The sequence below is a fragment of the Nocardioides sp. Bht2 genome, assembly GCF_047308515.1.
Taxonomy (GTDB): domain Bacteria; phylum Actinomycetota; class Actinomycetes; order Propionibacteriales; family Nocardioidaceae; genus Nocardioides.
The window spans coordinates 92,678-118,377 of sequence record NZ_JBLBWI010000007.1; the positions used below are offsets into that span (position 1 = coordinate 92,678).

22 protein-coding genes are annotated in these 25,700 nt (G+C 69.7%); 14 read left to right on the plus strand and 8 right to left on the minus strand.

All coding sequences use genetic code 11. The features are described from left to right. Nucleotides 1-6 precede the first annotated feature (6 nt). From ACLM5J_RS11415 to ACLM5J_RS11425, 3 genes are read left to right on the plus strand one after another with little or no spacing between them, the layout of a single operon-like run. Complete coding sequence (locus tag ACLM5J_RS11415) at nucleotides 7-1,956, plus strand: hypothetical protein (RefSeq protein ID WP_413656532.1); 1,950 nt, start codon at nucleotides 7-9, stop codon at nucleotides 1,954-1,956. Further along, nucleotides 1,956-3,590 (plus strand): ArnT family glycosyltransferase, encoded by a 1,635-nt coding sequence (locus ACLM5J_RS11420; protein WP_413656533.1) that lies wholly within the window; start codon nucleotides 1,956-1,958, stop codon nucleotides 3,588-3,590. The genes ACLM5J_RS11415 and ACLM5J_RS11420 overlap by 1 nt, the downstream gene beginning before the upstream one ends. Further along, nucleotides 3,587-5,506, plus strand: coding sequence for a glycosyltransferase (locus tag ACLM5J_RS11425; RefSeq protein WP_413656534.1), 1,920 nt, complete (start codon nucleotides 3,587-3,589; stop codon nucleotides 5,504-5,506). Before ACLM5J_RS11420 ends, ACLM5J_RS11425 begins: the two co-directional genes overlap by 4 nt. Nucleotides 5,507-5,515: 9 nt before the next feature. On the opposite strand, the gene ACLM5J_RS11430 is transcribed toward ACLM5J_RS11425, so the two are convergent. The 3 genes from ACLM5J_RS11430 to ACLM5J_RS11440 all read right to left on the minus strand — a co-directional run bounded on the left by ACLM5J_RS11430 (nucleotide 5,516) and on the right by ACLM5J_RS11440 (nucleotide 9,084). Beyond that, nucleotides 5,516-6,361 (minus strand): helix-turn-helix transcriptional regulator, encoded by an 846-nt coding sequence (locus ACLM5J_RS11430; RefSeq protein WP_413656535.1) that lies wholly within the window; start codon nucleotides 6,359-6,361, stop codon nucleotides 5,516-5,518. A gap of 216 nt (nucleotides 6,362-6,577) precedes the next feature. Then, a complete protein-coding gene (locus ACLM5J_RS11435; protein WP_413656536.1) occupies nucleotides 6,578-7,591 on the minus strand; it encodes a 4-hydroxy-3-methylbut-2-enyl diphosphate reductase in 1,014 nt (337 codons plus the stop codon). Between the two features lie 47 nt (nucleotides 7,592-7,638). Beyond that, the gene (locus ACLM5J_RS11440; protein ID WP_413656537.1) at nucleotides 7,639-9,084 is read right to left on the minus strand and encodes a calcium-binding protein; all 1,446 of its coding nucleotides are present in this window, start codon (nucleotides 9,082-9,084) and stop codon (nucleotides 7,639-7,641) included. Between the two features lie 83 nt (nucleotides 9,085-9,167). On the opposite strand from ACLM5J_RS11440, the gene xseA reads away from it, so the two are divergent. The 3 genes from xseA to ACLM5J_RS11455 are packed head-to-tail and all read left to right on the plus strand — an operon-like array spanning nucleotide 9,168 to nucleotide 11,134. After that, nucleotides 9,168-10,430: an exodeoxyribonuclease VII large subunit gene (gene xseA / locus ACLM5J_RS11445; protein ID WP_413656538.1), complete on the plus strand. Its 1,263-nt coding sequence runs from the start codon at nucleotides 9,168-9,170 to the stop codon at nucleotides 10,428-10,430. Then, nucleotides 10,427-10,627: an exodeoxyribonuclease VII small subunit gene (locus ACLM5J_RS11450; protein WP_413656539.1), complete on the plus strand. Its 201-nt coding sequence runs from the start codon at nucleotides 10,427-10,429 to the stop codon at nucleotides 10,625-10,627. Before xseA ends, ACLM5J_RS11450 begins: the two co-directional genes overlap by 4 nt. Before the next feature lie 45 nt (nucleotides 10,628-10,672). Beyond that, entirely contained in the window at nucleotides 10,673-11,134 is a 462-nt protein-coding gene (locus ACLM5J_RS11455) for an acyl-CoA thioesterase (protein ID WP_413656540.1), read from the plus strand. Between the two features lie 19 nt (nucleotides 11,135-11,153). Here the strand turns inward: ACLM5J_RS11455 and ACLM5J_RS11460 are convergent, their stop codons facing one another. Next, a complete protein-coding gene (locus tag ACLM5J_RS11460) occupies nucleotides 11,154-11,729 on the minus strand; it encodes a DUF4245 family protein (RefSeq protein WP_413656541.1) in 576 nt (191 codons plus the stop codon). Nucleotides 11,730-11,797: 68 nt separating this feature from the next. Here ACLM5J_RS11460 and glpX point away from each other — a divergent pair, with 68 nt between their 5' ends. The 3 genes from glpX to ACLM5J_RS11475 all read left to right on the plus strand — a co-directional run bounded on the left by glpX (nucleotide 11,798) and on the right by ACLM5J_RS11475 (nucleotide 14,347). Then, nucleotides 11,798-12,820, plus strand: coding sequence for a class II fructose-bisphosphatase (glpX, locus tag ACLM5J_RS11465; protein ID WP_413656542.1), 1,023 nt, complete (start codon nucleotides 11,798-11,800; stop codon nucleotides 12,818-12,820). A gap of 53 nt (nucleotides 12,821-12,873) precedes the next feature. Then, nucleotides 12,874-13,779, plus strand: coding sequence for an alpha/beta fold hydrolase (locus ACLM5J_RS11470; protein ID WP_413656543.1), 906 nt, complete (start codon nucleotides 12,874-12,876; stop codon nucleotides 13,777-13,779). A gap of 262 nt (nucleotides 13,780-14,041) precedes the next feature. Then, nucleotides 14,042-14,347 (plus strand): HNH endonuclease, encoded by a 306-nt coding sequence (locus ACLM5J_RS11475; RefSeq protein WP_413656544.1) that lies wholly within the window; start codon nucleotides 14,042-14,044, stop codon nucleotides 14,345-14,347. A 56-nt stretch (nucleotides 14,348-14,403) separates the two neighbouring features. Here the strand turns inward: ACLM5J_RS11475 and ACLM5J_RS11480 are convergent, their stop codons facing one another. From ACLM5J_RS11480 to ACLM5J_RS11490, 3 genes are all read right to left on the minus strand, one after another. Continuing rightward, nucleotides 14,404-15,663 (minus strand): DUF1501 domain-containing protein, encoded by a 1,260-nt coding sequence (locus tag ACLM5J_RS11480; protein WP_413656545.1) that lies wholly within the window; start codon nucleotides 15,661-15,663, stop codon nucleotides 14,404-14,406. Nucleotides 15,664-15,665: 2 nt separating this feature from the next. Further along, nucleotides 15,666-17,102 carry a DUF1800 domain-containing protein gene (locus ACLM5J_RS11485; RefSeq protein ID WP_413656546.1) on the minus strand — a complete coding sequence of 479 codons (1,437 nt, stop codon included), beginning with the start codon at nucleotides 17,100-17,102 and terminating at the stop codon, nucleotides 15,666-15,668. A 121-nt stretch (nucleotides 17,103-17,223) separates the two neighbouring features. After that, nucleotides 17,224-18,783 carry a glutamate synthase-related protein gene (locus ACLM5J_RS11490; RefSeq protein ID WP_413656547.1) on the minus strand — a complete coding sequence of 520 codons (1,560 nt, stop codon included), beginning with the start codon at nucleotides 18,781-18,783 and terminating at the stop codon, nucleotides 17,224-17,226. Nucleotides 18,784-18,839: 56 nt separating this feature from the next. Between ACLM5J_RS11490 and ACLM5J_RS11495 the strand changes: the two genes are divergently transcribed. Then, complete coding sequence (locus ACLM5J_RS11495) at nucleotides 18,840-20,054, plus strand: alpha/beta fold hydrolase (protein WP_413656548.1); 1,215 nt, start codon at nucleotides 18,840-18,842, stop codon at nucleotides 20,052-20,054. Nucleotides 20,055-20,114: 60 nt separating this feature from the next. On the opposite strand, the gene ACLM5J_RS11500 is transcribed toward ACLM5J_RS11495, so the two are convergent. Then, complete coding sequence (locus ACLM5J_RS11500; protein WP_413656549.1) at nucleotides 20,115-21,428, minus strand: hypothetical protein; 1,314 nt, start codon at nucleotides 21,426-21,428, stop codon at nucleotides 20,115-20,117. A gap of 140 nt (nucleotides 21,429-21,568) precedes the next feature. Between ACLM5J_RS11500 and ACLM5J_RS11505 the strand changes: the two genes are divergently transcribed. From ACLM5J_RS11505 to ACLM5J_RS11520, 4 genes are all read left to right on the plus strand, one after another. After that, nucleotides 21,569-22,894, plus strand: a complete 1,326-nt coding sequence (locus ACLM5J_RS11505; RefSeq protein WP_413656550.1) for an MFS transporter — start codon at nucleotides 21,569-21,571, stop codon at nucleotides 22,892-22,894. Beyond that, nucleotides 22,891-24,336, plus strand: a complete 1,446-nt coding sequence (locus tag ACLM5J_RS11510; protein WP_413656551.1) for a pyridoxal phosphate-dependent decarboxylase family protein — start codon at nucleotides 22,891-22,893, stop codon at nucleotides 24,334-24,336. The genes ACLM5J_RS11505 and ACLM5J_RS11510 overlap by 4 nt, the downstream gene beginning before the upstream one ends. Nucleotides 24,337-24,433: 97 nt before the next feature. Next, nucleotides 24,434-25,126 carry a LysM peptidoglycan-binding domain-containing protein gene (locus ACLM5J_RS11515; RefSeq protein WP_413656552.1) on the plus strand — a complete coding sequence of 231 codons (693 nt, stop codon included), beginning with the start codon at nucleotides 24,434-24,436 and terminating at the stop codon, nucleotides 25,124-25,126. Beyond that, nucleotides 25,123-25,680 carry an Rv3235 family protein gene (locus tag ACLM5J_RS11520; protein ID WP_413656553.1) on the plus strand — a complete coding sequence of 186 codons (558 nt, stop codon included), beginning with the start codon at nucleotides 25,123-25,125 and terminating at the stop codon, nucleotides 25,678-25,680. Before ACLM5J_RS11515 ends, ACLM5J_RS11520 begins: the two co-directional genes overlap by 4 nt. Nucleotides 25,681-25,700: the final 20 nt, after the last annotated feature.

Here is a 25,700-nt window from a genome sequence, read left to right on the forward strand (position 1 = left end):
TTCAGCATGCGTCGTCGCCTCCCCCTCCTTGCTGCCTGCGTCGCCGCGGTGGCCCTCCTCGCCACCGCACCCGCCACCATGGCGGCGCCCGCGGCTCCTGGCTCGAGTACCGAAGTGACCGTCTCCGACACCGTGAGTGCGGTGCCGGAGTCCACCGGCCGGATGGAGATCGCCGTCCCCGACGGCCTGAACCCCCAGCAGCTCAACGCCACTCTGGTCGTCGAGAACCCCACCGGCACCCAGGTCGTGGTGACGGTCGCCGGCCGCCAGGTCCACAATGCGCCCGCCAGAGCCAGCGAGCGGATCAGCGTCCCGCTCCGGCGCGGCGACGTCACCCCGGACGGCGTCATCGAAGTCACCATCAGCCAGATCCTCGATCCCGGCGCCGACGCGGACCGGTGCCGCTACGTCACGCCGTCGACGGCACGGCTGGAACAGATCTCGTTCCTCGCCAACGGCGACGAGACCGCACCCACCACCGTGGGCTCCTTCTTCCCGGTACACAGCCCGGCCGTCGACGTGGTCGTCGACAAGGCCGCCGGCGACGACGTCCTGGCGGCGGGGCTCAACGCGGTCAGTGCGCTGGCCCAGCGCTACGACGCCAACACCGTGGTGGAACTGAGCACCGACCCGCAGGCCAAGGCGACCACCGGTGTCCGACAGGTCAGCTTCCAGGCAGGCCCCAACCCGGTCACCACCACCATCGAGAGCCGCGACGGCGTCCCGAACCTGGTCATCACCGGTGCCGGTGACGAGCTGGCCGCGGCCGCCCGCGCCCTCGCCTCGCCCGCCCTCTCCCTCGCTGACGACGCCGTCACCAGCGGCCTGGGTTCGAGCCAGGTGGCGGACGGGCGCAACCTGATCCGCAACCTGGCGCAGCTCGCCGGCCGCGACTCGATCACGCTCAACGGGTACGGCACCAACACTGCCTACGTCACGGTCCGCCAAGACGCCTTCGGCGGCCCGATCGACGGGCTGGAGATCGCTCTGAAGGGCACCCACACGGCGCTGCCGAAGGGCGCTCAGCTCCAGCTCGACCTGCTCTTCAACGGTGCGCTCGTCGCCTCCACCCAGCTGGCGGGCGGCACCAGCTTCGAACTGGACGCCACCATCGAGGGCGACCAGCTCCGCGCCGACAACGGCATGGAGCTGCGGATGACCGGGATGCCGGCCGAGGACCAGTGCGTCGGCTCCGGCCGCCATCTCCCCCTCGAGCTGCACCTGGACACCGCTGAGTCCAAGCTCCGCGCCTCGCGGGGCTCCGGCTCGGTCAGTGGGTTCGCCCGCTTCCCGCAGGTCCTGGGCAGCACCGTCCCGGTCGCGATCCGCGGCGAGGGATCGGTCCGGATCACCCGCGCCAGCGACGCCGCCCACCTGCTCGTCGCGCTGCAGCGCGCCGCGGCCCGCCAGCTGACCGTCTCCGTCACCGACGCCGACACCTTCGTCGCCGGCAACCAGTCCGGCATCCTGCTCGGCGCGACCCACCAGGACAGCACCACCCTCCGGGCTCCACTGCGGCTCGACCGGATGCGGCTGATGGACTACGTCGAGAGCGAGCTCCAGGTCGGTACCGACCAGCCGTACGCCGCACTCCAGGCCGTCAATGTGAAGCGGCGCGATGTGCTGCTGCTGGGTGGCTGGTCCGAGAGCAACGCGAGCACGGTCGACCCGCTGATCAGCCAGGCCGCCGACACCGTGGTCGAACGTCCCTGGACCACGCTGGCCGACGACGTCCTGGTCGCTACCAGCCGGACCGCTCCGTTCACCCTCGACAGCAATGCGGTCGTGCCCCAGGACGAGGTGGCTGACGAGCGTCGGAGCAACGCCTGGTGGTTCATCGGCGGAGCCGGGGTCCTGGTGCTGCTGCTCGGCGTCAACTTCCTGATCTCGCGTAGCCGCAAGCACCGGGTGCGCCGCCTCGTCGATGCCCAGGAGCGAGCCGACCGGGACGAGTGATGCTCTCGACAGCATGGCGCGCGTTCGGTGCTGAGCCGGTGGGACGAAGGATCGCGGGCTCCGGCTGGGTCTTCGTGTTCGGACTCCTTATCGGTGCCGCCGCCTCCGTGTACACGGTGCGCAACGGCACCAACATGGAGTACGGCGACGCGATGGCGCACCTCACCATCTCGCGCCGGATCCTCGACAGCCACTCGCCAGGCCTGCAACAACTGGGCACCGTCTGGCTGCCGCTCCCCCACCTGCTGTTGCTGCCCCTGGTGATGAACCTGTGGCTCTTCAGCACCGGGGTGGCGGCGAGCGTGGTGGGCACGATCTGTCTCGCGATCACCGCGACCGGGGTCTACCGGATCATGGCGCGGATCGGCATCGACGCGCTCGGGCGCCTGGTCGGCCTCGGGATCGTCTTCACCAACCTGAGCCTGCTCTACGCCTCGACCACCGCGTTGACCGAGCCGGTCCTGATCGCAGCGATGACGGCCTGTGTCGCCGGCCTGGCCGGCTGGGCGGGCAGCAACCGCCGGCTCAGCGGCGGCGAGCTCGCGGTCTTCGCCGGCATTCCCGCCGCCGCCGGTGTGCTGACCCGCTACGAGGCATGGGCGTTGGTGATCAGCGGCAGCATCTTCGTGGCCTTCGTCTGCCTACGCCGCGGCGACAGCGTCAAGAGGGCGCTGCAACTGATCGCCAGCTTCGCCTCCGTGCCGGCCGCGGCGGTGGCGTGGTGGCTGTCCTACAACGCTGCCTGGTACGGCAACCCGTTGGAGTTCCTCCAGGGCGACTACTCGGCGGCGGCCTTCACCGAGGTCTTCATCGAACAGGGCCAGCTGACCACCAAGGGCAACTTCGGGCTCTCCTTCCAGGTCCTCTCCTGGGCGATCCTGGAGACCTCCGGGATCGTGCCGCTGCTCCTCGCCGGAGTCGGTCTCTGCGTGATGACGGTCCGCTGGGGCATCAACAACAACGCGCTGGTGGTCTGGCTGCTCGGCACCGCGACCGCCTTCCTGCTCTTCAGCCTGACCACCGGCCAACACATCATGGTCAACGACCGCTCGCTGCCGACCGGGGCGTACAACAACCGGTACGTGCTCTCCGCGGTGCCCTGGGTCGCGGTACTGGCCGGCTATCTCGTCGGCCAGTGGCGGTCGCGCCAGGCGCTGCGCGGGGCCGCCTGCGTCGTGATCGCGCTCGCCCTGACCTGGCAGGTGACCTGGTGGGCGGCGGCGCCCGAGGACCGGATGACGATCATCCAGGAGGGCCGGGAGGTGGCCCGCGCCGCCGAGCACACCCGCGACGCGGCACGCTGGCTGGCCGACGCCTACGACGGCGGCAAGATCCTGCTCGACGAGAGCGCCGGCAACGAGTTCGCCTTCCAGCCCCTGGTCGAGCTACCGCTGACCGAGTACTACAACCGCTCGTCCGGCGAGATCTTCGACGACGTGCTGGCCGACCCGGCCAACCACGTGCGCTGGGTGGTCATGCACCGTGAGCAACTGGTCTCCTCCAGCACCCGCGCCTCCATCGACCTGGTCACCGAAGCACTGGCCACCGACCCGCAGTTCTTCGCCCGCTACGAGCTGGTCTACGCCGTGGACAACGTCGGCATCTACCGTCGCACCGAGGGGGCCACCCGATGAGCGCACTTCCGATCGGCCAAGCCCTGCTACAGCGCGAGATGATCACCCAGCAGCAGCTCGACGACGCCCTGGAACGGCAGCGCACCGAGGGCGGCACGCTGGGCTCCCAGCTGATCCTGGCGGGAGCGGTGAAGCGGCTCGACCTCTACCAGACCCTGGCCGACTCGTGGGATGCGCCGTTGGTCAACCTGATCGCCTCTCCCCCGGATGCGACCCTGTTGCACCAGGTCGCCTACAGCGACCTGCTGCGTGAGGGCTGGGTCCCGCACCACCAACTGGGTAAGACCCTGACCGTCGCTACCGCGACCCCGCCCGGCCCCGAACTGCGGGCCCAGATCACCGACCGGTTCGGCGACGTCGAGATCCGCTTCCGGACCACCACCGACTGGGACATCTGGCAGGCCGTCGAGCACGCCAACCGCCAGGACCTGCTCTTCGAATCGCAGGACAAGCTGGCAGAGGAGAGCCCGCTGCACTCGGCGCGCGACGGCCTGACACCGTGGCAGATCCGGGCACCGATCCTGATCGCTCTGGTCATCCTGCTCGGTCTGGTCCTCGCCCCGAAGGCCTCCTTCGCGATGGTGATCACGGTGGCGAACGTCGTCTTCCTGATGGCGATCCTGTTCAAGAGCGTCGCCGCGCTCCGGGCCCCTTTGCGTCGACGCCGGATCCTGCGCAACGAGCTCTGGGAGATGGAGGAACGCGAACGCCGCGGCCTCACTCCGGTTTGGCGCTCCCGGGCCAGCGACGCCGACCTGCCGATCTACACGATCCTGATGCCGGTCTACCGCGAGGCCAACATCGTGGAGAAGCTGATCGCCAACATCGGGTCGCTCGACTACCCCAAGAGCAAGCTCGACGTGCTGCTGCTGATGGAGGCCGACGACCACGAGACCATCGAGGTCGCCAAGGCGATGCGGCCGCCGGAGTACATCCGGCTGGTGATCGTCCCGCCCGGCCATCCGCAGACCAAGCCACGGGCCTGTAACTACGGTCTCTCCTTCGCCCGGGGCAAGTACGTCGTCATCTACGACGCCGAGGACCGACCCGAGAAGCTCCAGCTCCGTAAGGCCGTGGCCGCCTTCGAACGCGACGAGTTCGAGCGGACCGAGCTGGGCTCGTCGCAGAAGCCGCTCGCCGTCGTCCAGGCCTCGCTGCACTACTTCAACGCCGACTACAACGTGCTGACCCGGATGTTCGCCGTCGAGTACGCGCACTGGTTCGAAGCGATGCTGCCCGGGATGGACGACTCGTCGATCCCGCTCCCCCTGGGCGGTACCTCCAACCACTTCCACACCGATCGGCTCCGCGAGCTCGGCGCCTGGGACCCGTTCAACGTGACCGAGGACGCCGACCTAGGACTCCGCGCCTCGGTGATGGGCTACCGGGTGACGGTGATCGACTCCACCACCGGTGAGGAGGCATGCTCGCAGACGGCGGCCTGGATCCGGCAGCGGACCCGGTGGATCAAGGGCTACATCGTGACCGCGGCGGTCAACACCCGCAACCCGATCCAGTTCGCGCGCGACGTCCGTTGGCGCGGCGTCGTCGGCATGGTCGGGCTGATCCTGGCCACCCCGTTGGCCTTCCTGGTCTACCCGATCTCGCTGGGATTCAGCCTCGCCACCTACGTCGGGGTCCAGGCGATCGGGCTCGACCTGCCGTCGTGGGTCGTCGCCTCCAGCGTGATCACGATGGTCTTCGGCAACCTGTTGATGATCAGCACCGCCGCGGTCGCAGCCACCTGGCGCTACAACTGGCGGATCGGCGTCTTCGCGATCTTCTCGCCGATCTACTGGTTGCTGCACAGCTTCGCGGCCTGGCGCGCGGCGTACCAGGTGATCGGCGACCCACACCGTTGGGAGAAGACTCCCCACGGGTTGACCGAGGACTACGAGTCCGACGCCCACCTGTGAGCGGCGGGGCTAGTCGAGGTAGCTGAGCTCGCGAGCGATCCGGGTCGCGCGGACCCGGTTCTCCGCACCGAGCTTCGCCATCGCTGACTTCATATACGACTTCACCGTGCTCTCGGTGACCCCGAGCGCCGCAGCGATCTGCTGGTTGGAGGCTCCGTGCTCGGCCTCGGTCAGCACCTCGGTCTCCCGCTTGGTGAGGGGCGAGGCGACCAGCACCTCGGGGCGCGGTGCCGGCGGCGCGATCTTCCCCAGCAGCTCGCTCAGCCCCTGCCGCGTCCCCGGGTCGGAGGTGGCCGCCATCAGATCCGCCAGGTCGCCGCGGATGTCGCCACGTTCGGCCACGTTCATCCGCGCCAGGTCGCGCTGCAGCTCGCTCATCCGTTGCTCGACGTCGGCGGCCACCTGCAGGTCGAAGGCGATCCGGTTGGTCAACGGACGCAGCTTCTCCTGGATCCGTTCACCGATACCCACCTGTTGGCGCTCGGCCAGGTAGAGCACCGCCACCGGGCTCCGCCCCGGGACCGCCAGCGGCACGCTCAGCATCGACTGCAGCCGCTCCGGGGCGACGGCATGCTCGTAGGTCCGGGTGATCCCTTTCGCCTGCGGATAGGAGATCACCGACGCCGGCCGTTGCAGCGCCAGCGCCATCCCGCCGAGCCCCTCACCCAACTGCACCTGCAGATTGAGCAGCGAGTCGGTGTCGACGCCGCGTAGGACCACGATCGAGAACTCCTGGTCGTCAGGGGCGACCAAGCCCGCGAAGGCGACCGGGAGGCCACTCAGCCGTTGAGCCTGGGCCAGGCCCCGCTCCAGAATCCGGGCGATCGCCTCGGACTCCGCTGAGCTGAATTCCACCGCGCTTCTCCCTCGCGCCCGGCCGATGCCGAAGACCCACGGCACCGCCGGCGCTGGAGCTCGCTCGATCCCGAACGGTGCCACTGAAGCCTCGAACAGCCCCCGCAACCACCGTTCGATGCACGACGCGACCCACCAGCGGCCACACCTTCATCCGAGAGTAGGACGAAGGTGACGCAGATCACAAGGGCGTCACGCGGTGGGCCCTGCGGGTGCTCAGGAGTTGCGCGCAGCGGCCCCTGCGGCGCGGATGTCGCGACGCAGCTCGGGAGGCAACGCGAAGATCAACGACTCCTCCGCGGTGTGCACGGCCTGGGCGTCCGGGAAGCCCCGCTCACTCAGGTAGGCCAGGACGCCCTGGACCAGCTCTTCGGGGACGGAGGCGCCGGAGGTGACGCTGACGGTCTTCACGCCGTCGAGCCAGCTCTCGTCTATCTCGGAGGCGTCGTCGACCCGGTGCGCCGCCTTGGCGCCGGACTCCAACGCCACGTCGGCGAGGCGCACGGTGTTCGAGGAGTTGGCCGAGCCGACCACGATCACCAGGTCGGCGTCGGGAGCGATCTCCTTGACGGCCAACTGCCGGTTCTGGGTGGCGTAGCAGATGTCGTCGCTCGGCGGGTCCAGCAGCGCCGGGAACTTCTTGCGCAGGGCAGCGACGGTCTCCAACGTCTCGTCGACCGAGAGGGTGGTCTGGGAGAGCCAGGCGACCCGGTTCGGGTCGCGGACCTCGACCTTGTCGACGTCCCACGGGCCCTGCACCAGCTGAATGTGGTCAGGCGCCTCACCCGCGGTGCCCTCGACCTCTTCGTGGCCCTCGTGACCGATCAACAGGATGTCGTAGTCATCGGCGGCGAACCGCTTCGCCTCGTGGTGCACCTTGGTGACCAGCGGGCAGGTCGCGTCGATCGTCTTGAGCTCACGCTCGGCCGCCTGGGCGTGCACCGCCGGGGAGACGCCGTGCGCGGAGAAGACCACCGTCTTGCCGACGGGGACCTCGTCCAGCTCTTCGACGAAGATCGCGCCGCGCGACTCCAGGTTGGAGACGACGTGCTTGTTGTGCACGATCTGCTTGCGGACGTAGACCGGGGCGCCGTAGAGGTCGAGGGCCTTCTCGACCGTGATCACTGCGCGGTCAACGCCTGCGCAGTACCCGCGCGGTGCCGCCAGGCGAACGGCGCGCTCGGCCTCGTCGGGGCTCAGGACGGCGGGGACGCCGAGGTCGGTGCTCATGGTGGGCAGTCTATCGGCCGCACCCCGACGTCGCCCCTTCCCCGTGGCTAGGCCAGCGGGGTGATCACCCACTCGTAGTCGACCGCCTGGTAGCCGTTGTCGTGCTCCCAGCCTCCGGTGACCTCCCGCTTGCTGCGATCCCAGGCGATGGCGTCCGGTCCGCCGTCGGTCGCGGCCCAGGCCTGGAAGTAGGTCGAGGTGGTGCTCGGGCCGCCGCCACGGCAGGACTTGGTCTTGTCGCCGTAGCCGCCGGCCACCACGTCCAGCCAGTAGAGGTCCTGCGAGGTGACCAGGGCGAAATCTCCGCTGAAGTCGTTGCTGCCCAGCTCGCCGCTGTGGCTCCAGGTGCAACTGTCGTCTGCGCCGTTGATCGAGAACGTGCCGGTCACCGACTCCTGGCGCCACATCGCCGTGGTCGCCGGGTCGCCGTGGCGCACCAGCACCATCGAGATCGTCCAGTTCCGGGTCTCGTAGTCGGTGGTCTCGGTACCGGTCACCGTCGCCAACCAGCGCTGCGGGAACTCTTCACCCTTGCAGGAGACCATCACCTCGGCGGTGCACTGATCGGGGTCGTCGGCCGAGTTCGCGGTACCGCCGGGCGCCCCACCATGGCAGCGGTCGCGGCCCGGCCCACCGTCACAGGTGTCCTTGCCGAAGCCGCCGTTCAGTGCGACGTCGTCGCCGCCCGCACCGGAGATGACGTCGTCGCCGTCGCCGCCGTTGATGGTGTCCGGGTGGGCGCCGCCGTAGAGCCGGTCGTTGCCTCTGCCGCCGTCGAGGAGGGTGCCCTCGAGCGCGGTCTTCATCAGGTCGTTGCCGTCGCCGCCATAGAGCGCCTGGCCGTCGTCGCCGGCCACCACCGTGTCATTTCCGGCCTCGCCGTAGCCGAACCCGCCGACGCCGGGCCCGAGAGTGATGATGTCGTCGCCCGGGCCGCCGCGGAGCACATCGGTACCGGCGTCCCCGTAGATGGTGTCGTTCCCCGACCCCCCGGTCACCAATCGATCCTTGCCGCCACCGGCGTCGATCCGGTCGTTGCCTGTGCCACCGTCGATCACATCGGGGTGGTCGCTGCCGGCCATCCGGTCGTTGCCGGAGCCACCGTCGAGCAACGTGTCGGCGAACCTGGTGCTCAGCACGTCGTTCCCCGCCCCGCCGTAGAGGCCGAGCCCGTCGTCCTCGGCGATGATCCTGTCCTTGCCGGCGTCGCCGAAGAGCAGTCCGTCGCCCTTACCGGAGCGGAGGGTGTCGTTGCCACTGCCCCCGCAGATGATGTCGCGCCCGCCCCGACCGTCGATGACATCGTTGCCGCCTCGGGCGACGATCACGTCACGGCCGGTGGTCCCCTTGATCCGCTCGCTGGCATTGCTGCCCACGATGGTCGCCTTCTGGCCGGCACACCGCGGCGTCGCCGCCTCGACCGCCGGGAGCGTGGTGAAGCTGGCCGACAGGGCGATCGCCGCCATCAGCGCCGGAAGAAGTCGTCTACTCATGCGGCCAGACTCACCGTCAGCCCTTGGGGTTGGCTTGCGATCGGCTTGCCGCCGTGTCGGACCGATGCTCTAACCTCTCGGCCATGTCCTCCTTGCGCGACGCCACCGCCGAGTCACCGGCTCCGGTGCGCGCCGTTGCGAACGCGATCTCGCAGTACATCGACCGCCTCGGCACGGTCTGGGTGGAGGGGCAGATCGCCCAGTTCAGCCGCCGCCCCGGCCTGAACACCGTCTTCATCACCCTGCGTGACACGGTCGCCGACCTCTCCATCTCGGTCACCTGCGCGCGCACCCTCTTCGACGGGCTGAACCCACCGCTGGTGGAGGGCGCCAGCGTGGTCATCCACGCCAAGCCGTCGTTCTACGCCGGGCGGGGTTCGCTCGCCCTGCACGCCCGCGAGATCCGGATGGTGGGTCTCGGGGAGTTGCTGGCCCGCATCGAGCGCCGCCGCCAACTCCTCGCCGCCGAGGGCCTCTTCGCCCCCGAACTCAAACGTCGGCTGCCGTTCCTGCCGCGCCAGATCGGGCTGATCACCGCCCCCGGTTCGGACGCAGAGCGCGACGTGATCGAGAACGCGCGGCGCCGCTGGCCCGCCGTCAAGATCCGGGTCGCCGCCGCCCGGATGCAGGGCACCAACTGCGCCCGCGAGGTGATGGCGGCGCTCGACGTGCTCGAGCGGGACGCCGAGACCGACGTGATCGTGATCGCCCGAGGCGGTGGCTCGATCGAGGATCTCCTCCCCTTCTCCGACGAAGCCGTGATCCGCGCCGTCGGCAAAGTCCGGACACCGGTGGTCTCGGCGATCGGCCACGAGGCCGACCAACCGCTCCTGGACCTGGTCGCCGACGTCCGCGCCTCCACCCCGACCGACGCCGCCCGCCGGATCGTGCCCGATTTCGCCGAGGAGCAGGCCCGGGTGCTGCAGGCCCGGGACCGGATCCGGGCCGCCCTGCACCGCACCATCGAGCGGGAACAGAGCGCCCTCACGGCTCTCCGCACCCGTCCCGCGATGGCCGATCCACGCACCCTGATCGACGACCGGCTCGACGAGGTCCAGGCACTGCGCGAACGCGCCCGGCGTAGCCTCCGTCACCGGCTCGACCGAGCCCACGACGAGATCCACCACCAGGCGGCCCGCGCCGCCGCGCTCTCCCCGCTGGCCACCCTGCGCCGCGGTTACGCCGTGCTCCAGAACGACGCCGGCCATGTCGTCTCCTCCCTGGCCGACCTCACCCCTGGAGGCGCGATCTCGGTCCGGATCGCCGACGGCCGGGTCGCAGCCACGGTCGACGAACTCCACCCAGCCAGCCCGCTGGCCGACCCCGACGAAAGCGATGCGCCATGAGCCAGGAATCCGAGCCCACCTACGAGCAGGCCCGCGAAGAGCTGATCGCCGTGGTCCAGCAGCTCGAGGCCGGCGGCACCACCTTGGAGCAGTCACTCGCGCTGTGGGAGCGCGGCGAGGCGTTGGCCCGGACCTGCCAGACCTGGCTCGACGGCGCCCGTGAGCGCCTCGACGCCGCAGTCGCTGCCGACGAGTGAGACCTGCCCGTTGAGGCGCGCAACCGTAGTGCGACGATCAGCGCCATGAGTGGCGAGGTGTACGACTGCGAGATCCAGGTCCGACTACGAGACCTGAACGTGGGTGGCCACGTCGACAACGTCGAGGTAGCCCGGGTGATCTCCGAGTCCCGCGTCCTCTTCCTCCGCTACGCCGACCTCGGCAACGGCAAGCCGGGCCTCTTCGGCGACGTCCCGAGCGGGGTCGCCGAACTGGTCGCCTCACAGACGGTGGAGTACCGCGCCGAGATGTACTTCGCGCCGTTCCAGCCGTACCTAGCCCGGCTCTGGGTGAGCAAGATCGGCCGCACCTCGTTCACCATCGGCACCGAGATCCGCACCTCACCCGACGGGCCTCCGGCCGCCGTCGCCGAGACCGTGCAGGTGATGCGCGACCAGCAGGCCGGCACGATGTGGACGATCGACGGCACGGCCCGGGAGACCTTCGAGCGGTTCCTCGGCGAGCCGGTCGAGCTCCGCGGCCGCTGACCGGCTGGGCTCTACCCGGTCACTTCGCCGACGTCGACGCGTCGGCGCTCGGCACCGGCTCGGTGGTCAACGAGCTTGCGAAGACCTTGATCTGGTCGAGGCCGGGTGAGCCGAAGACGACCACGAAGGTCTCGCCCACCTTGGTGGCGATCGCGTGGTCGCCGTCGCGGTCGCTGAAGGTCTGCCAGGTACCGGCGAGGTCGCCGGAGATCTTCACCTTCGGTCCCTCTTCGGCGTCGCCGTCGAGGAACTCGCCGATCATGTCGCGGAGCTGACGGTCCTGCTGCCGGACACCGAGATAGCGGTTCTCGGAGGTGTAGAGGTCGAGCGCCCACCCATCGGCGGTCCGCTTCGCGTCCACCGCGTTCCAGCCGTTCGGCAGTGAACTCGGGTAGACGATGTCGTCGATCCCGGCCTCTTGCAGCGCCGCGACAACGGGCACGTAGTCGATCGGATCGCGCTCGAGTTCGAGATCGTCACGGTTGACCGCGCGGAAGATCACGAAGGCAATGACGACCACCACCGTCACGATCATCGCGCCGGCCATGCCGCCGATGCTGCGTTCGTACCTGCCACCGCCACTTTGCTGACTCACACCGATGATTCTCGCTGACCGTCGCCTCGACACCGCGTCCGGGGCTGGCGGCCGGTAACATTCGCCCCATGCCCAAGAGCCGCCCTGTCGAACTTCGTGTCGCGCCCGAGTCCCCTGACCGCAACCTCGCCCTCGAGCTGGTGCGTGTCACCGAGGCGGCCGCCATGGCTGCCGGCCGCTGGGTCGGTCGCGGCGAGAAGAACGAGGCGGACGGCGTCGCGGTCAACGCGATGCGCCTGATGATCTCCGGGATCGGGATGAACGGCACCGTCGTCATCGGTGAGGGCGAGAAGGACCACGCCCCGATGCTCTACAACGGTGAGAAGGTCGGCGACGGCACCGGACCCGAGTGCGACGTCGCGGTCGACCCGATCGACGGCACCACCCTGACCGCCAAGGGCATGGCCAACGCCATCTCCGTCCTCGCCGTCGCCCCGCGCGGCACCATGTACGACCCGTCGGCCGTCTTCTACATGGAGAAGCTGGTCACCGGGCCCGAGGCCGCCGACGTCGTCGACATCCGGCTCCCCGCCGGCGAGAACGTGCGTCGGGTCGCCAAGGCGAAGGGCTGCGGCACCGAGGACGTCACCGTCGTGCTGCTGGACCGTCCGCGCCACAGCAACCTGGTCAAGGAGATCCGCGAAGCGGGTGCCCGGATCAAGTTCATCACCGACGGCGACGTCGCCGGCGCGATCATGGCGGCCCGTCCCGACACCGGTATCGACCTGTTGATGGGTATCGGCGGCACCCCCGAAGGCATCATCTCGGCCTGCGCGATGAAGTGCCTGGGCGGCAAGATCCAGGGTCGCCTCTGGCCGACCGACGACGACGAGCGCCAGCGCGCCATCGACGCCGGCCACGACCTCGACAAGGTGCTGCACACCGACGACCTGGTCACCGGCGACGACTGCTTCTTCGTGGCCACCGGCATCACCGACGGCGAGCTGATGAAGGGTGTCCGCTACCGCGGCGGCGGAGCCACCACCCACTCGCTGGTGATGCGTTCGCGCAGCGGCACGATCCGCAACATCATCAGCGAGCACCGGCTCTCGAAGCTGCAGGCCTACTCGGCGATCAACTTCGCTGACTGAGTTCTGCCCCTGATCGGTCCTGTCTCCAGCCAGCCATCGTGTTGGATGGAGGCATGACCGAGACGATCCCCCGCTCTGAGGAGCTCTTCGCGCCGGTGAGCCCCGGTGTCGAGCTCTGCTACCAGACCTTCGGTGATCCGAACGATCCCGCACTGCTGTTGGTGATGGGGCTGGGCGGACCGATGACCTGGTGGGACGCCGACTTCTGCGAACTGTTGGCCGGCCGAGGCTTCTTCGTGGTGCGGTTCGACAACCGTGACGCCGGTCGCTCCAGCAAGCTGATCGGCCGGGTCTCCCGGTTGATGTTGCTCGGTGCCGCCGCCGGTCTGCCGACCAAGGCGCCGTACACGATGTCCAACCTCGCTGACGACGCCTTCGGCCTCCTGGACCACCTCGGCGTGGAGCGCGCGCACATCGTCGGCATGTCGATGGGTGGGATGATCGTGCAGACGATGGCCCTGGCCCACCCCGAACGGGTGCGCTCGCTGACCTCGATCATGTCCAGCACCGGCAAGCGCACGGTGGGTTGGCAACACCCCTCGATCCTGCCCCGGTTGATCGGACGCCGGGAGACCGAGCGCGAGGCGTACGTCTCCACGTCGGTGGCCTACGGTCGGGTGATCGGCTCCCCCGCCTACCCCGAGCCCGAGGAGAGCGCCCGGGCCCGCGCCGAAGCGACCTGGGACCGTGGCCTGAACCCGGCCGGGGTGATGCGTCAGATGATCGCGATCCTGACCCAACCCGACCGGACGGAGTCGCTGAGCGACCTCGCCATGCCGACCCAGGTGATCCACGGCCTGTCCGACAAGATGGTGCACGTCTCGGGCGGCCGGACCACCTCTTCCGCGGTACCCGGCTCGAACCTGCTGTTGATCGACGGGATGGGCCACGACCTGCCGCGCCCCCTGTGGCCGACCTTCGCCGACGCGATCGCGAGCAACGCGGCCCGGGCACGCTGACGCCCCAGACCTTGATGCGGGCTGTCTGCTTGCGGTGATCTCCGAGAGCCACGAAACCTCGCTGGTAGTGGCGCGGCGCCAGCTCCGGCTTGCTCACCAGTGGTGCGTGCTGAACCCGGCGGTGGACGGGTCTCGACAAGCTCGACCAACGGGCCACCGGTGATCGAGCCTGCCGACATCAGAGCCACCGCTGATCGAGCCTGCCGAGACCAGGACCACCGGTGATCGAGCCTGTCGAGATCAGGACCACCGGTGATCGAGCTTGTCGAGATCACTCCCGGGCTTCGACGGCCCGGCGCAGGTTGCGGGTCTTCGTGCACACCACGCTCGCAGCTCAGCCGACGCCGACCTCGACCACATCGAGCCTTACGACGACACCGGACCACCGGGCCAAACCACGCCCGAGAACCTCGCCCCACTCTGCAGGCACCACCACCTCGCCAAAACCCACGGCAGCTGGCGCTACCAACGCACCGAAGACGGCAACTACCTCTGGACCAACAAGCACGGCCACACCTGGCGCGTGGTCTCGACAGGCTCGACCACCGAGACGATCCTTCTCGACTAGCCCAACAGAGCCGCCACCTCCGGAACCACACGGTCACCGGAGGCAGCGGCGCGCCGTCAGCGGGTCTTCACCGCGCCCAGGCTGGTCATCCGCACGCCCGGGAAGACCTTCGCCGTCGAAGCTCCCATCCGCTTCGCCACCACCTCGCCGAGCACTGAGCGGTAGTCGAGGGTGACCGAAAGGTCGGCGTCCAGAGCGTTCTCCAGCCCGGGCCACCGGCCGTAGTAGCGACCGCCGTTGATGCCCTCGCCGAGCAGGAACATCACGTTCCCGTGCCCGTGGTCGGTGCCGCCGCTCGCGTTCTCCCGCACCCGGCGTCCGAACTCGCTGATCGTGACCAGCGTGACCTTGCTTCGTTGGCTACCCAGGTCCGCGAAGAACGCCGCCAGCGCCTTCGCCAACTCGCGGGTGTTCGAGCGCATCTCGCCCCAGCCCAACGTGCCGTGACCGGTGTGCATGTCCCAGTTTCCCTGGTCCACCGCGATCACCTCGACCCCACGATCGGCCCGGATCGTCCGCGCCGCGGCAGCCAGGGCGCGCCCCAGATCCCCGTCCGGATAGACCGCGCCGGGCGACGGCGCGGAGGCGCTGTCGCGGATCGGCGCGAAGTCGTTGACCAGGCCCATGGCCGAACGGGCACCGGTGCCCAGCGCCCCGCCGGCCCGGTTCCAGATCGTCTGCATCGACGCCACCCGGGCCGCTGCGAAGTCGTCGTCCTGACCCGCCAGCCGGACCCGGTCGACCTCCCGGAGCGCCGCCGTCCGGCGCGGCCCCACCAGCGAGGTCGGCACCGTCGAGCCGCCGACCTGCAGCGCCCGCATCGGGTCGTTGGCACCGGCCTGGCCGACGAGCCGGTTCAACCAGCCGATCCGGGCGGACGAGCCGGGGTCAGCGTCCTCCAACGCCTCCATCGCGGCGAAGTGTGACCGGTTCACGGCCGGCATCCCGGTCGCGTGCACCGCCGCCATCTCGCCGCGCTGCCACATCGGCAACAGCGGAGCCAGCTCCGGGTGCAACCCGAAGAACCCGTCCCGCGCCACCAGTTGAGCAGTGGGCACCGCGATCGTCGGGCGGGCCTTCGCATAGACCGGGTCACCGTGTGGCACCACCAGGCTCAGTCCGTCGCACGCACCGCGCAGCGACAGCACCACCAGGACGGCGTCGGTCGGGGCCGCCGATGCGGCTCGGGTCTCCTGGAGCACCGCCTGACCGAAGGTGCTGACCACGCTGAACCCGGCCGCCATCCCCAGCCCCGCCTTGAACAGGCCGCGCCGGCTGATGCCGTTGAACTCCTCGCAACAGGTCTCGTCGCTCATCGTCACCTCGTCATGTGTGCCGGTTGGTCCAGCACCGTCGTCAGCAGTCGCGGCAGATACCAGCGGACCATCGGATGGTTGGCGTCGATCATCTCGTTCGGCGCACACTTCACCGCCTGCCCACAAGCGGTCACCAACCAGGACGGTGCCCGGCGTCCGGTCAGGGTGCGGCTCAGATGCTCGACCAACTGGTCGAACCGGACCCGGCTCGCCGGCAACCATGCCGTCCCTACCGGACGGGTGAACCCCTTGGAGGGCCACCAGCCGCCCGCCATCGTGTAGTGCACATCGAACGAGGCCAGCATCCGCGACGTCGACGCCCAGGCCGCCCCCTGGTCGGGGCGCCCGTCCGGCCGCGGCCAGGTGAACGGCGCCAACCCGATATCGGCGGCCTGCCAGACGATGCTCCGCGCCGCCGAGTCCTGGCCGGTCGACGCCGAGATCCGGTAGCCCAGCGCCCGGTAGGTCGCGACCACGTCCTCCTCCGGAGTCCGCACCTTGCGGTCGATCGCCGCGGCGAACGCCTTCGACTCGAAGAGCGCCTTCAGCACCGGGCGGATCGCGGTGTCGTTGGCCCGGTAGACCTTGGCCAGTTTGGTGATCAGCGAGGCCGGCGGCGAGTCCGAGACGAACCGGACGGCGAGGACCCGCGCCACTCTGCGCGCCGTCGCGGGGTGCCTGGCCAGGTAGTTCAGGTAGGCCCGCACCACCGGGCGCCCGTCGCTGGCGGTGTTCTTGTGCTTGAAACCCAATACCTTCACGGTGCCGCGGTAGTGGTTCGCCGGGCGGTAGCCCACCTTCCAGGTGTTCCACAGGTCCCCGGTGTATCCGGTCAGGATCCGCGCCGAGTTCTTCACATCGTTCTCGGTGAAAACGCCCCGCCCCACGGTGTGCAGCTCCAGCAGCTCGCGCCCGAGATCCTCACTGGGCGAGGACGCGGTCGAGTTGAGGTTGCTCAGATAGGCACCCATCGCGGGGTGGGTGATCGCGAAGTTGAGGAGGTCGGCGTACCGACCGAGCGCACGTTGCCGGATGCCACGGCCATAGGCCACCCGATACGGCGCCTCCGCCTCACCGATCGCCGGCACGTGCAGGTGGTTCTCCCAGGTCTCGGCGACCATCTCCCACAGCTGCGGCTTCGCCTGAACCCGCCGCACCAAGCACCAGCGGCGGTAGTCCTCCATGACCTCCCACATGCCCATCTCGCCGCTCTGCTGGGCCGCCCACATCTGCTGCGGTGTCATCCGCAAGGAGGGCCACCAGGCGAACGACCTGCTCTGGAAGGAGTCGTCGATCCGGCTCGCCTTCAGCTGCTTGGTGAACCAGTCCCGCGAGCCGCCGGCCTTCTTGATCTGGCGGCTCAGCTCCGGGGTCCAGCCGTAGGAGAAACGGTTCGCGACGTGTCGCTCCCGGCTCGATGGCAACGCAGCGATGGGCAACCCGACTCCCTGTCAGCAGCTACTGGTTGAGGTCCCCCGACACTCGCCCGGTGGGCAGATGCCCGCAGCCTATGCCGCGACTCGGCCGTGCGTCACGCATCGTCCCGCGCCGACCGGGAAATCAGTGCGACGGCTGCTGCTCCTCATCGGGCAGCTCGCCGACCATCAACCGGGTGATCGTCTCTGCCTGCGCCGCAGACAGACCGCCCCAACCGGGCTCGTAGCCGTAGAGCTCGGCCAGTCCTCGGCGTGAGCGGGTGCCGTCGACCAGGTCGATGTCGGACGGCAGGATCAACCCCGGGTGGGCGACGCCGATCGCGCCGGTCACCTTGATCAGGTCGCGGCGCAACGAGACCACGTAGTTGGCCGCGCGGACCGCCTTCGAGGCGGGGTCGAGACCGTGCGAGAGCCAGGGGCTCTGCGTCGCGACGCCGGTCGGGCAGTCGTCGCTGTGGCAGCGCTGCGCCTGGATGCAGCCGATCGAGAGCATCGCTTCGCGGGCCACGTTCACCATGTCGGCGCCCAACGCGAAGGCCACCAGGGCGTTCTCCGGGAGCCCCAGCTTGCCCGCCCCGATGAAGGTGACGTCGTCGGCGAGGCCGGCCAGCTTGAACCGCTTGTAGACCTCCGCGAACCCGAGCCGGAACGGATAGGCCACCGAGTCGGCGAAGACCAACGGCGCGGCGCCGGTACCGCCCTCGCCGCCGTCGATGTTGACGAAGTCAACGCCTCGCTGGCGGTCCGCACCCATCGCGGCGGTCAGGTCGTCCCAGAAGCCTAGGTCGCCGACGGCCGACTTGATCCCGACCGGCAGGCCGGTCGTCTGGGCGATCAGTTCGACGAAGTCAAGCATCGAGTCGACGTCGTCGAACTCGCTGTGCCGAGCCGGGCTGGCGCAGTCCTTGCCCTCCTCGATGCCCCGGATCTCGGCGATCTCCTTGGTCACCTTGGCACCCGGCAGCATGCCGCCGAGCCCCGGCTTCGCGCCTTGCGAGAGCTTGATCTCGATCGCCTTGATCGGGGCACCGGCGACCAGGTCCTTGAGCCGAGCCAGATCGAAGTTGCCGTCCCGGTCGCGGCAGCCGAAGTAGGCGGTACCGATCTGGAAGACGACGTCGCCACCCTGGCGGTGGTGCGGTGAGAGCGCGCCTTCGCCGGTGTTGTGCAGGCACCCGGCGATCGCGGCACCCTTGTTCAGTGCGCTGATCGCGTTGCCGGAGAGCGAACCGAAGCTCATCCCGGAGATGTTGACCACCGAGTTCGGCCGGAAGGCGCGAGCCCGTCCCCGGGCCTGGCCCATCACCTTCGCGGACGGCAGGCGGACACCCTCCTCGGCATGCGGGTGGGTGGTGGCATGGACGGTGGAGAACGTGCGGTGCTTGATCACCGTGCGCCCCATCGTGTTCTCGACATCGTTGTCGGTACCGAAGCCGAAGTAGTTGTTCTCCAGCTTCGACGACGCGTAGACCCAGCGACGCTGGTCACGACTGAACGGCCGCTCCTCGTCGTTGCTGGTGACGATGTACTGACGCAGCTCCGGCCCGACCTTCTCCAACAGGTACCGGGCATGCCCGACGACCGGGAAGTTCCGCAGGATCGCGTGCTTGCGCTGCGTCACGTCGTAGGCGACCACCGCCCCCGTCGCCGCCAACCCGGTACCGACCCACGACTTCCATCCCATGTGACAAGTGTCTAGTACGCAGGACCAAGAATGTCGAGACAGGGTACGTTGCCGCCATGGACCTGTTGCCCAAGCCCGACCAGGTGGTCGCCGCCGCCGGCAACGTGGCGCACAAGGTGCTCTACGGCGGGGTTGCCGACCTCCGCAAGATGCCCCGCACCCTGATCGACGAGGGCCTGCTGCGGCAGGTCTACCACTACCGCCCTACCCCCACGGCGCCCGAGGACGGCGATCCGGTGCTGCTGGTGACACCGCTCGCCGCGCCGTCCAGCTGCTACGACCTGCGGCGCGGCTGCTCGCTGGTCGAGCATCTGATCAACGCCGGACACCGGACCTACCTGCTGGAGTACGGCGAGGTCTCCTTCCGCGACCGCAACCTCGGCATGGAGCACTGGATCGAGGAGGTCGTCCCCGAAGCGATCCGGCACGTCTCGCAGCACGCGGGCGGACGTCCGGTCCATGTCGTCGGCTGGAGCCTCGGCGGGATCTTCATGACCCTGGCCGCCGCCGACCACGACGACCTGCCGATCGCCTCGCTGACCATCGTCGGCTCCCCCTTCGACGTCTCGAAGGTGCCGATGATCGCTCCGCTTCGGCCACTGCTGAAGTTCACCGACGGCACCTGGGGCGGGGTGAAGGCGGGCGACGGCCCGGTCACCCGGGTCTACCGCGCCCTCGGCGGTGCCCCGAAGCCCCTGGTCCGCTGGGCGTTCCAGCTGACCGCCGCGCAGAAGCTCCTCACCAAACCGATCGTCAAGCTGCAGCAGCTCGACAACACCGAGTTCCTGGCCCAGATCGAGGCGGTGGACGCCTTCACCGCGGCGATGATCGCCTATCCGGGTCGCACCTTCGGCCAGCTCTACCACCGGTTCGTGAAGAAGAACGAGCTGGTCCGCGGCTACCTCAGCCTCGGCGAGAAGCGGGTGGAGCTGAAGGACGTGACGGCGCCGGTCCTGGTCTTCGCCGGCGAGACCGACGGGATCGCCCCGATCGAGGCGGTGCGGGCCGTCGTCGGGCACCTCACCAGTGCCCCCGAGGTCCGCTTCGAGGTCGTCCCAGGTGGGCACCTCGGCATGCTGACCGGCCGGGCCGCGCGGAACACCACCTGGCTGATCCTCGAGGAGTGGCTGAACCGGTGGGCGAGTGACGCGACGCCGGAGCCGAACGACCCGGCGTCGCCACCGGCCGAAGCACCGCGCGACCCCAAGGGGATCGGCGCGAACCCCAAGCGCCGCTACGGATCGGACGGTTCTCGCTCGCTCGCCCCCTAGCTCAATGTGACCTCACGGTCCGCCTGCCGGCGAATTCTCAGCGCTGAGGTCACATTGAGGTCAGAGCGCACGCGACATCTCCGCGCAGGCCTTGAGCCACGCGGCCTGGGTCGCCGGCGAGAGCTGGCCGTACTGGATCACCGAACCGGCGACCAGCGCTGCGTCGTACGGGATCCGGAAGACGGCGCGGGTCCGCTTGGCGTAGACGTCGACCAGGTCCTTGGCAAGTTGTTCGTCCACCGACGGCGACGGGTCGGCCAACACCGTGATGGTCCGGTTCTGCAGGTCGGTATGTCCGGCGTCGGCCAACGCGTCCAGCATCCACAACCCGCTGTAGCCGGTGTCCTCGCGCACCGTGCAGGTGACCACGATCAGGTCCGCGGTCTGGGCCGCGGCCAGCCAGTTCTCGGCGCGCAGGTTGTTGCCGGTGTCGATCAGGATCAAGTGGTAGAACCGCTCCAACAACCGGTGCACGGCACCGAAGTCGGTGGCCCGGATGGTTCCGGTGACGTCGGCCCGCTCATCCGAGGCGAGCAGGTCGAAGTGCGCGTCGCCCTGGGACCGGACGAAGGCGCCGAGGTCGCCGATCCGCGACTCGTAGACGTCGCTGAACCGGTTGAGGTCGTCGAGCAGTTCGCGCGTGGTGTTCTGATGGTTGGCCCGCTCGCCGCGGATGCCGAGGGTGCCCCGGGTCTCGTTGTTGTCCCAGGCCACCACTCCTCCACCCCGGATGGTGCCGAACGTGTAGCCGGCCGCCAGCACACTGGTGGTCTTGGCGGCACCGCCCTTGGGGTTGGCGAAGACGATGGTGCGTGGCCCCGAGAACGAGCGCTGGACGGCTGCCCGCGCCTCGCGATGCTCCCGCTCCTTGGCGCCCATCTTGGGCTTGACCAGGCCGAAGGTCGCGCGGCGCAGCCAGCCACGCCAACCCCATGTCGCAGGCCCGATGTCGAGTGCTTGGTGTCGGCCTTGGAGGAAGTCCTGGGCCGTCGGAAGCCGTTCCGGTTCCGGGGCGGGCGCGTAGCCGGCCGGCGGCTGCGCGTAGGGCATCTCCTGGTAGCCGGCCGCAGGCTGGGCATACCCCTGCTGGGGTGCGTAACCCTGCTGCTGCGGATCGACGTACCCCGGCACGGGCTGGGCGTAGGCCTGTGGCGGCGCCGGCACCTGCTGCTGCGGGTATCCCGCAGGAGGGGTGATCGGGGCGAGGTTCTCCGGGTCCGCGATCCGGCGTCCGGGTGGCGGCGCGTCGGCACGGACGGCCGGCTGGATCGCCGTCCGCTCGGCGGGGCTCTCCGCGGCGCCGCCTACCTGTCCGGGCTGTACCTGCCAGGTAGGGCGGGTGCCGTCGTCGTGGGCCGAGGGATCCTGAGACATGACGCCTCCTGGTTCAGGGTGCACCCGAGCTGTGCACACACACGGTGGGCCCCTTCCCACCGTCTGCGTCGTTCAAACCCATCGGTCACGATTCGCGTACTTTGCCCAGCGCGCGCCGACACCGTGGTTAGGGTGCGCGCATGGCACGAACGACAGAACCCGGCGCGTTGACTCCCGGCATCCGGTTCGGCTACGCCACCGGCTCGGTGGCCACGGGAGCGTTCGGCACCGTGCCGGGCCTGATGCTGCTGCCGTTCCTGACCGACAGTCTCGGGGTGGCCGCCGTCTGGGCGGGCCTGATCGTCTTCCTACCGAAGGCCTGGGACGTCGTGTTGAACCCGATCGCCGGCCGGATCAGCGACCGCAGCACCGACCCCCGTGGTCGCCGTCGCCCGTTCCTGCTACGCGGCGGGCTCGCGCTCGCTCTCTGTTTCGCGCTGCTCTTCGCCGGTCCCGATCTCGGCTCGACGCTGGCCGACTCACTCTGGGTCCTGGTCGCCTTCCTGGCCTGCGCCACCGCCTACGCCTTCTTCCAGGTCCCCTACGTCTCGATGCCGGCCGAGATCACCAGCTCGTACGACGAACGCACCCGGCTGATGGCGTGGCGGGTCGCGATCCTGGCCTTCACCATCCTGTTGGCGGGCGCCAGCGCCCCGGCGATCCGGGACGCGGTCGGCGGACGCGACGGCTACCGGGTGATGGGGGTAGCGATGGCGGTGATCATCACCATCGGCGTACTGAGCAGCTATTTCGGCACCCGCAACGCGCCGTTCGCCACCCTCGACGCCGGGGCGGGCACGCTCCGCGACCAGCTCCGGGTGGTGGCCGGTGCCCGCGACTTCCGGTTACTGCTGACCACCTTCGTCCTCCAGGCGCTGGCGACCGGCTCGATGTTGGCCGGCGTCGACTACCTGGCCGGCGACGTGCTGGACCGCGACGGCGCAGCGACGATCCTCTTCGTCTGCTTCGTCGGTCCGGCGCTCGTGCTGACCCCGCTCTGGGCACGGTTCGGTACCCGCTTCGGCAAGCGGACCGGTTACCTGGTCTCCTCCGCGATCCTGGCGAGCGGGGCGGCGCTCTCCTGCTTGGCCCTGTTGGAGGTGCCGGTCGTGGTCTTCGCCGCGGTGGCTCTGGTCGGCGTCGGTTATGCCGGTGCCCAGGTCTTCCCGATGGCTATGCTCCCCGACGCAGCGGCGGCCGATGCCAAGCGGACCGGAGAGAACCGCACCGGAGTCTTCACCGGGGTCTGGACCGCAGGTGAGACCCTCGGGTTGGCGGCCGGTCCCGCCCTCTTCGCGTTGGTGCTCGCCTTGGGCGACTACCGCTCCTCGACCGACGGGGACGCGGTTCAGCCGGACTCCGCGCTCACCGCGATCACCCTCGGTTTCTCGGTACTGCCTGCTCTGCTCGTGGTGCTCTCGCTCTTCTGGCTATCCCGCTACCGACTCACGGAGGCAGACCTGTGACCCGCAACGCTGTGACCCTCGACGACATCGTCGCCCAGCTCAAGGAGCGCCAAGCGGCCGACCTCCCGGTCCACGGCGGACGCACCCTGGCCTACGTCTACGACTCAGGACTGAGCGACGTGGACGATCTGGGACGCGCCGCGGTCGCCGCCTACGCCGGATCCAACGGCCTCGACCCGACCGCCTTCCCCTCGCTGCTGCAGATGGAGAACGAGGTCGTCGGGATGGCTGCCGATCTGTTGGACGCGCCGCCGACCGCGGTCGGCACGGTCACCTCCGGCGGTACCGAGTCGGTCTTGTTGGCGGTGCAGAGTGCCCGCGACGGCCACCCGGAGATCACCCGGCCGAAGATGATCATCCCGAGCACGGCCCACGCCGCCTTCCACAAGGCAGCGCACTATTTCGGCGTGGAGGCGGTCTCGATCCCGGTCGGCGACGACTACCGCGCCGACGTCGACGCCACCATCGCCGCGATCGATACCGACACGGTGCTGGTGGTGGCCAGTGCCCCGTCGTATGCGCACGGCGTGATCGATCCGGTCGCCGAGCTCGCGGCAGCCGCCGCGGCGGCCGGGGTGCGTTGCCATGTGGACGCCTGCATCGGCGGCTGGGTGCTTCCCTTCGCCCCGCGGCTGGGCCGGGAGACGACGCCGTGGACCTTCGCGGTGGACGGAGTCACCAGCATCTCGGTCGACCTGCACAAGTACGGCTACGCCCCGAAGGGGACCTCGATCCTGTTACACCGCGACTCCGCATTGCGTCGCTCCCAGTTCTTCGCCAGCGCCGAATGGCCCGGCTACACGATGCTCAACGCCACCATGCAGTCGACCAAGTCGGGTGGCCCGCTGGCCGGCGCTTGGGCGGTGACCCGCGCGATCGGCGAGGACGGCTACCAACGGTTGGCCGCAGAGGTCTTCGCCGCGGTCGACGCGATCGTCGCGGGTGTCGCCGCGATCCCGGCGCTCTCGGTCGTCGCGCAGCCCGACTCGACGCTGATCGCGCTGGCCACCGACGACTCCTGCGACCCGTTCACCATCTGCGACGAGATGGCCGACGCCGGCTGGTTCGTCCAGCCCCAGATGGCCTTCGCCGGCCGCCGGGCGACGATCCACCTCTCGGTCAGCGCAGCCACGCTGAACAACGTGGCCGAGTTCGTCACCGCACTCACTGCGGCGGTGGAGCGAGCGGTGGCCGCCGGACCGGTCCGGGTCGATCCCGGGGTCGTCGCCTTCATCGAGGCGCTCGACCCGACCGCCCTCAGCGACGCCGACTTCGACGGCCTGCTCGCCGCCGCCGGTCTGCTCGGCACCTCCGACGACGGCGGGCTGGCCCTGCCCACCCGGATGGCCGAGGTCAACGCGCTTCTCGACGTCGCCGCACCGGCCATGCGGGAGGCACTCCTGGTGGCGTTCCTGGACCGGCTCTCGCGTCCCGTCCGCTGACCCTCGCTCATCCCGACTTCCCCTGTGGAGAACTGATTGACAACTGATTCAACCGGACGTTGACTGACGCAAACGCACGCAAACGAAAGCTTTGCTCATGTCATCTCGGGACAGCTCCACCTTCACGACACCTCACTCCGCCTGCCGACGGCGCTGCTTCGGCACCTGGCTGGCCGCTACCGCGCTGAGCGTCGCCGCCCTGGCCGGGAGCTGGCGGGCCCGGCCCGCCTCCTGGGCCACCTGGGCCCGCCTCGACGGGACACCGTCGCCGCCACTCCCCGACCAGTTGCTGGTCGCTGCGGCCCAGGCCACCGTCGTCGGCGCGGTGCTCTGGCTCTGGTTGCTGAGCACCCTGCTGGTCGCCGACGTCGCCCGCGGCCGGCCCAGCCGGGTCGGGGCACCCCGCTGGCTGCGATACCTGGTGCTGCTCGGCTGCGGCGCGCTCCTTGCCACCGCCACACTGCCCGCCCACGCTCAGCAGGTCACAGACGCCAACAGCCCCCGGCCGGTGACTCCGACCGGGCGGAACATGGTGGCCGGGCTGCCGCTCCCCGAACTGCCCACCACAGCACCCGCAGCACCCGCAGCACCCGCCGTCGTGACGGTCACCGCCGGCGACACCCTGTGGCGAATCGCCGAGCGGGCCTTACCGCCGGGCACCAGCCGCGCCGAGATCGACCGGGCCGCCGGCCGCCTCTGGCTCAGCAACCGACCCACGATCGGGGTGAACCCCGATCTGATCCGCCCCGGACAACAGCTCGACCTCTCGAGTCTGCGAGGCCTGCAATGACCGGCAACGTCACGCCCCTGCCCCGTCCGCGCCGCCAGAACACCGGCCCCGTCGCCCTCCAGGGCACGCTCGCCCTCGACCTCGATCTGGGGACGATGCCGCCGTTCCCGGCCGCGCCCGTGCCCGCGCTATCAGCGCCAGGTGGAGCAGTCCCCCTCCCCCTGCTCCGCGGCGCCGACTCGGTCCCGATCAGCGCTGCGCTGCGCGAGGAGGTGCACCGCTGGGCGGCCCTCTTCGTCCAGGCCTGCGTCGAGGCGATCGGCGGCCAGCGCCCGGTCTCCCAGCTGGTCCGCTGGACCACACCGGCGATCCATCAAGAACTCCTCGCCCGCGCCGCGACGGTCGCTGCTGCCGCTGGGGCTGCGGCCGGTCCCCGTCGGGCCCGACGCCTGCACCCACGTCCGCTGGTCAGCAGCGTGCACTCCTGCTTCCTCGCCACCGACCGGGTCGAGATCAGCGTCGTGGTCAGCCACGCGGTACGCAGCCGCTGCGTCGCCGCACGCATGGAAAAGGTCGCCGGCCGCTGGCAATGCACCCAGATCATGTTCGGGTGAGCCAGCCACCGGCGACCTTC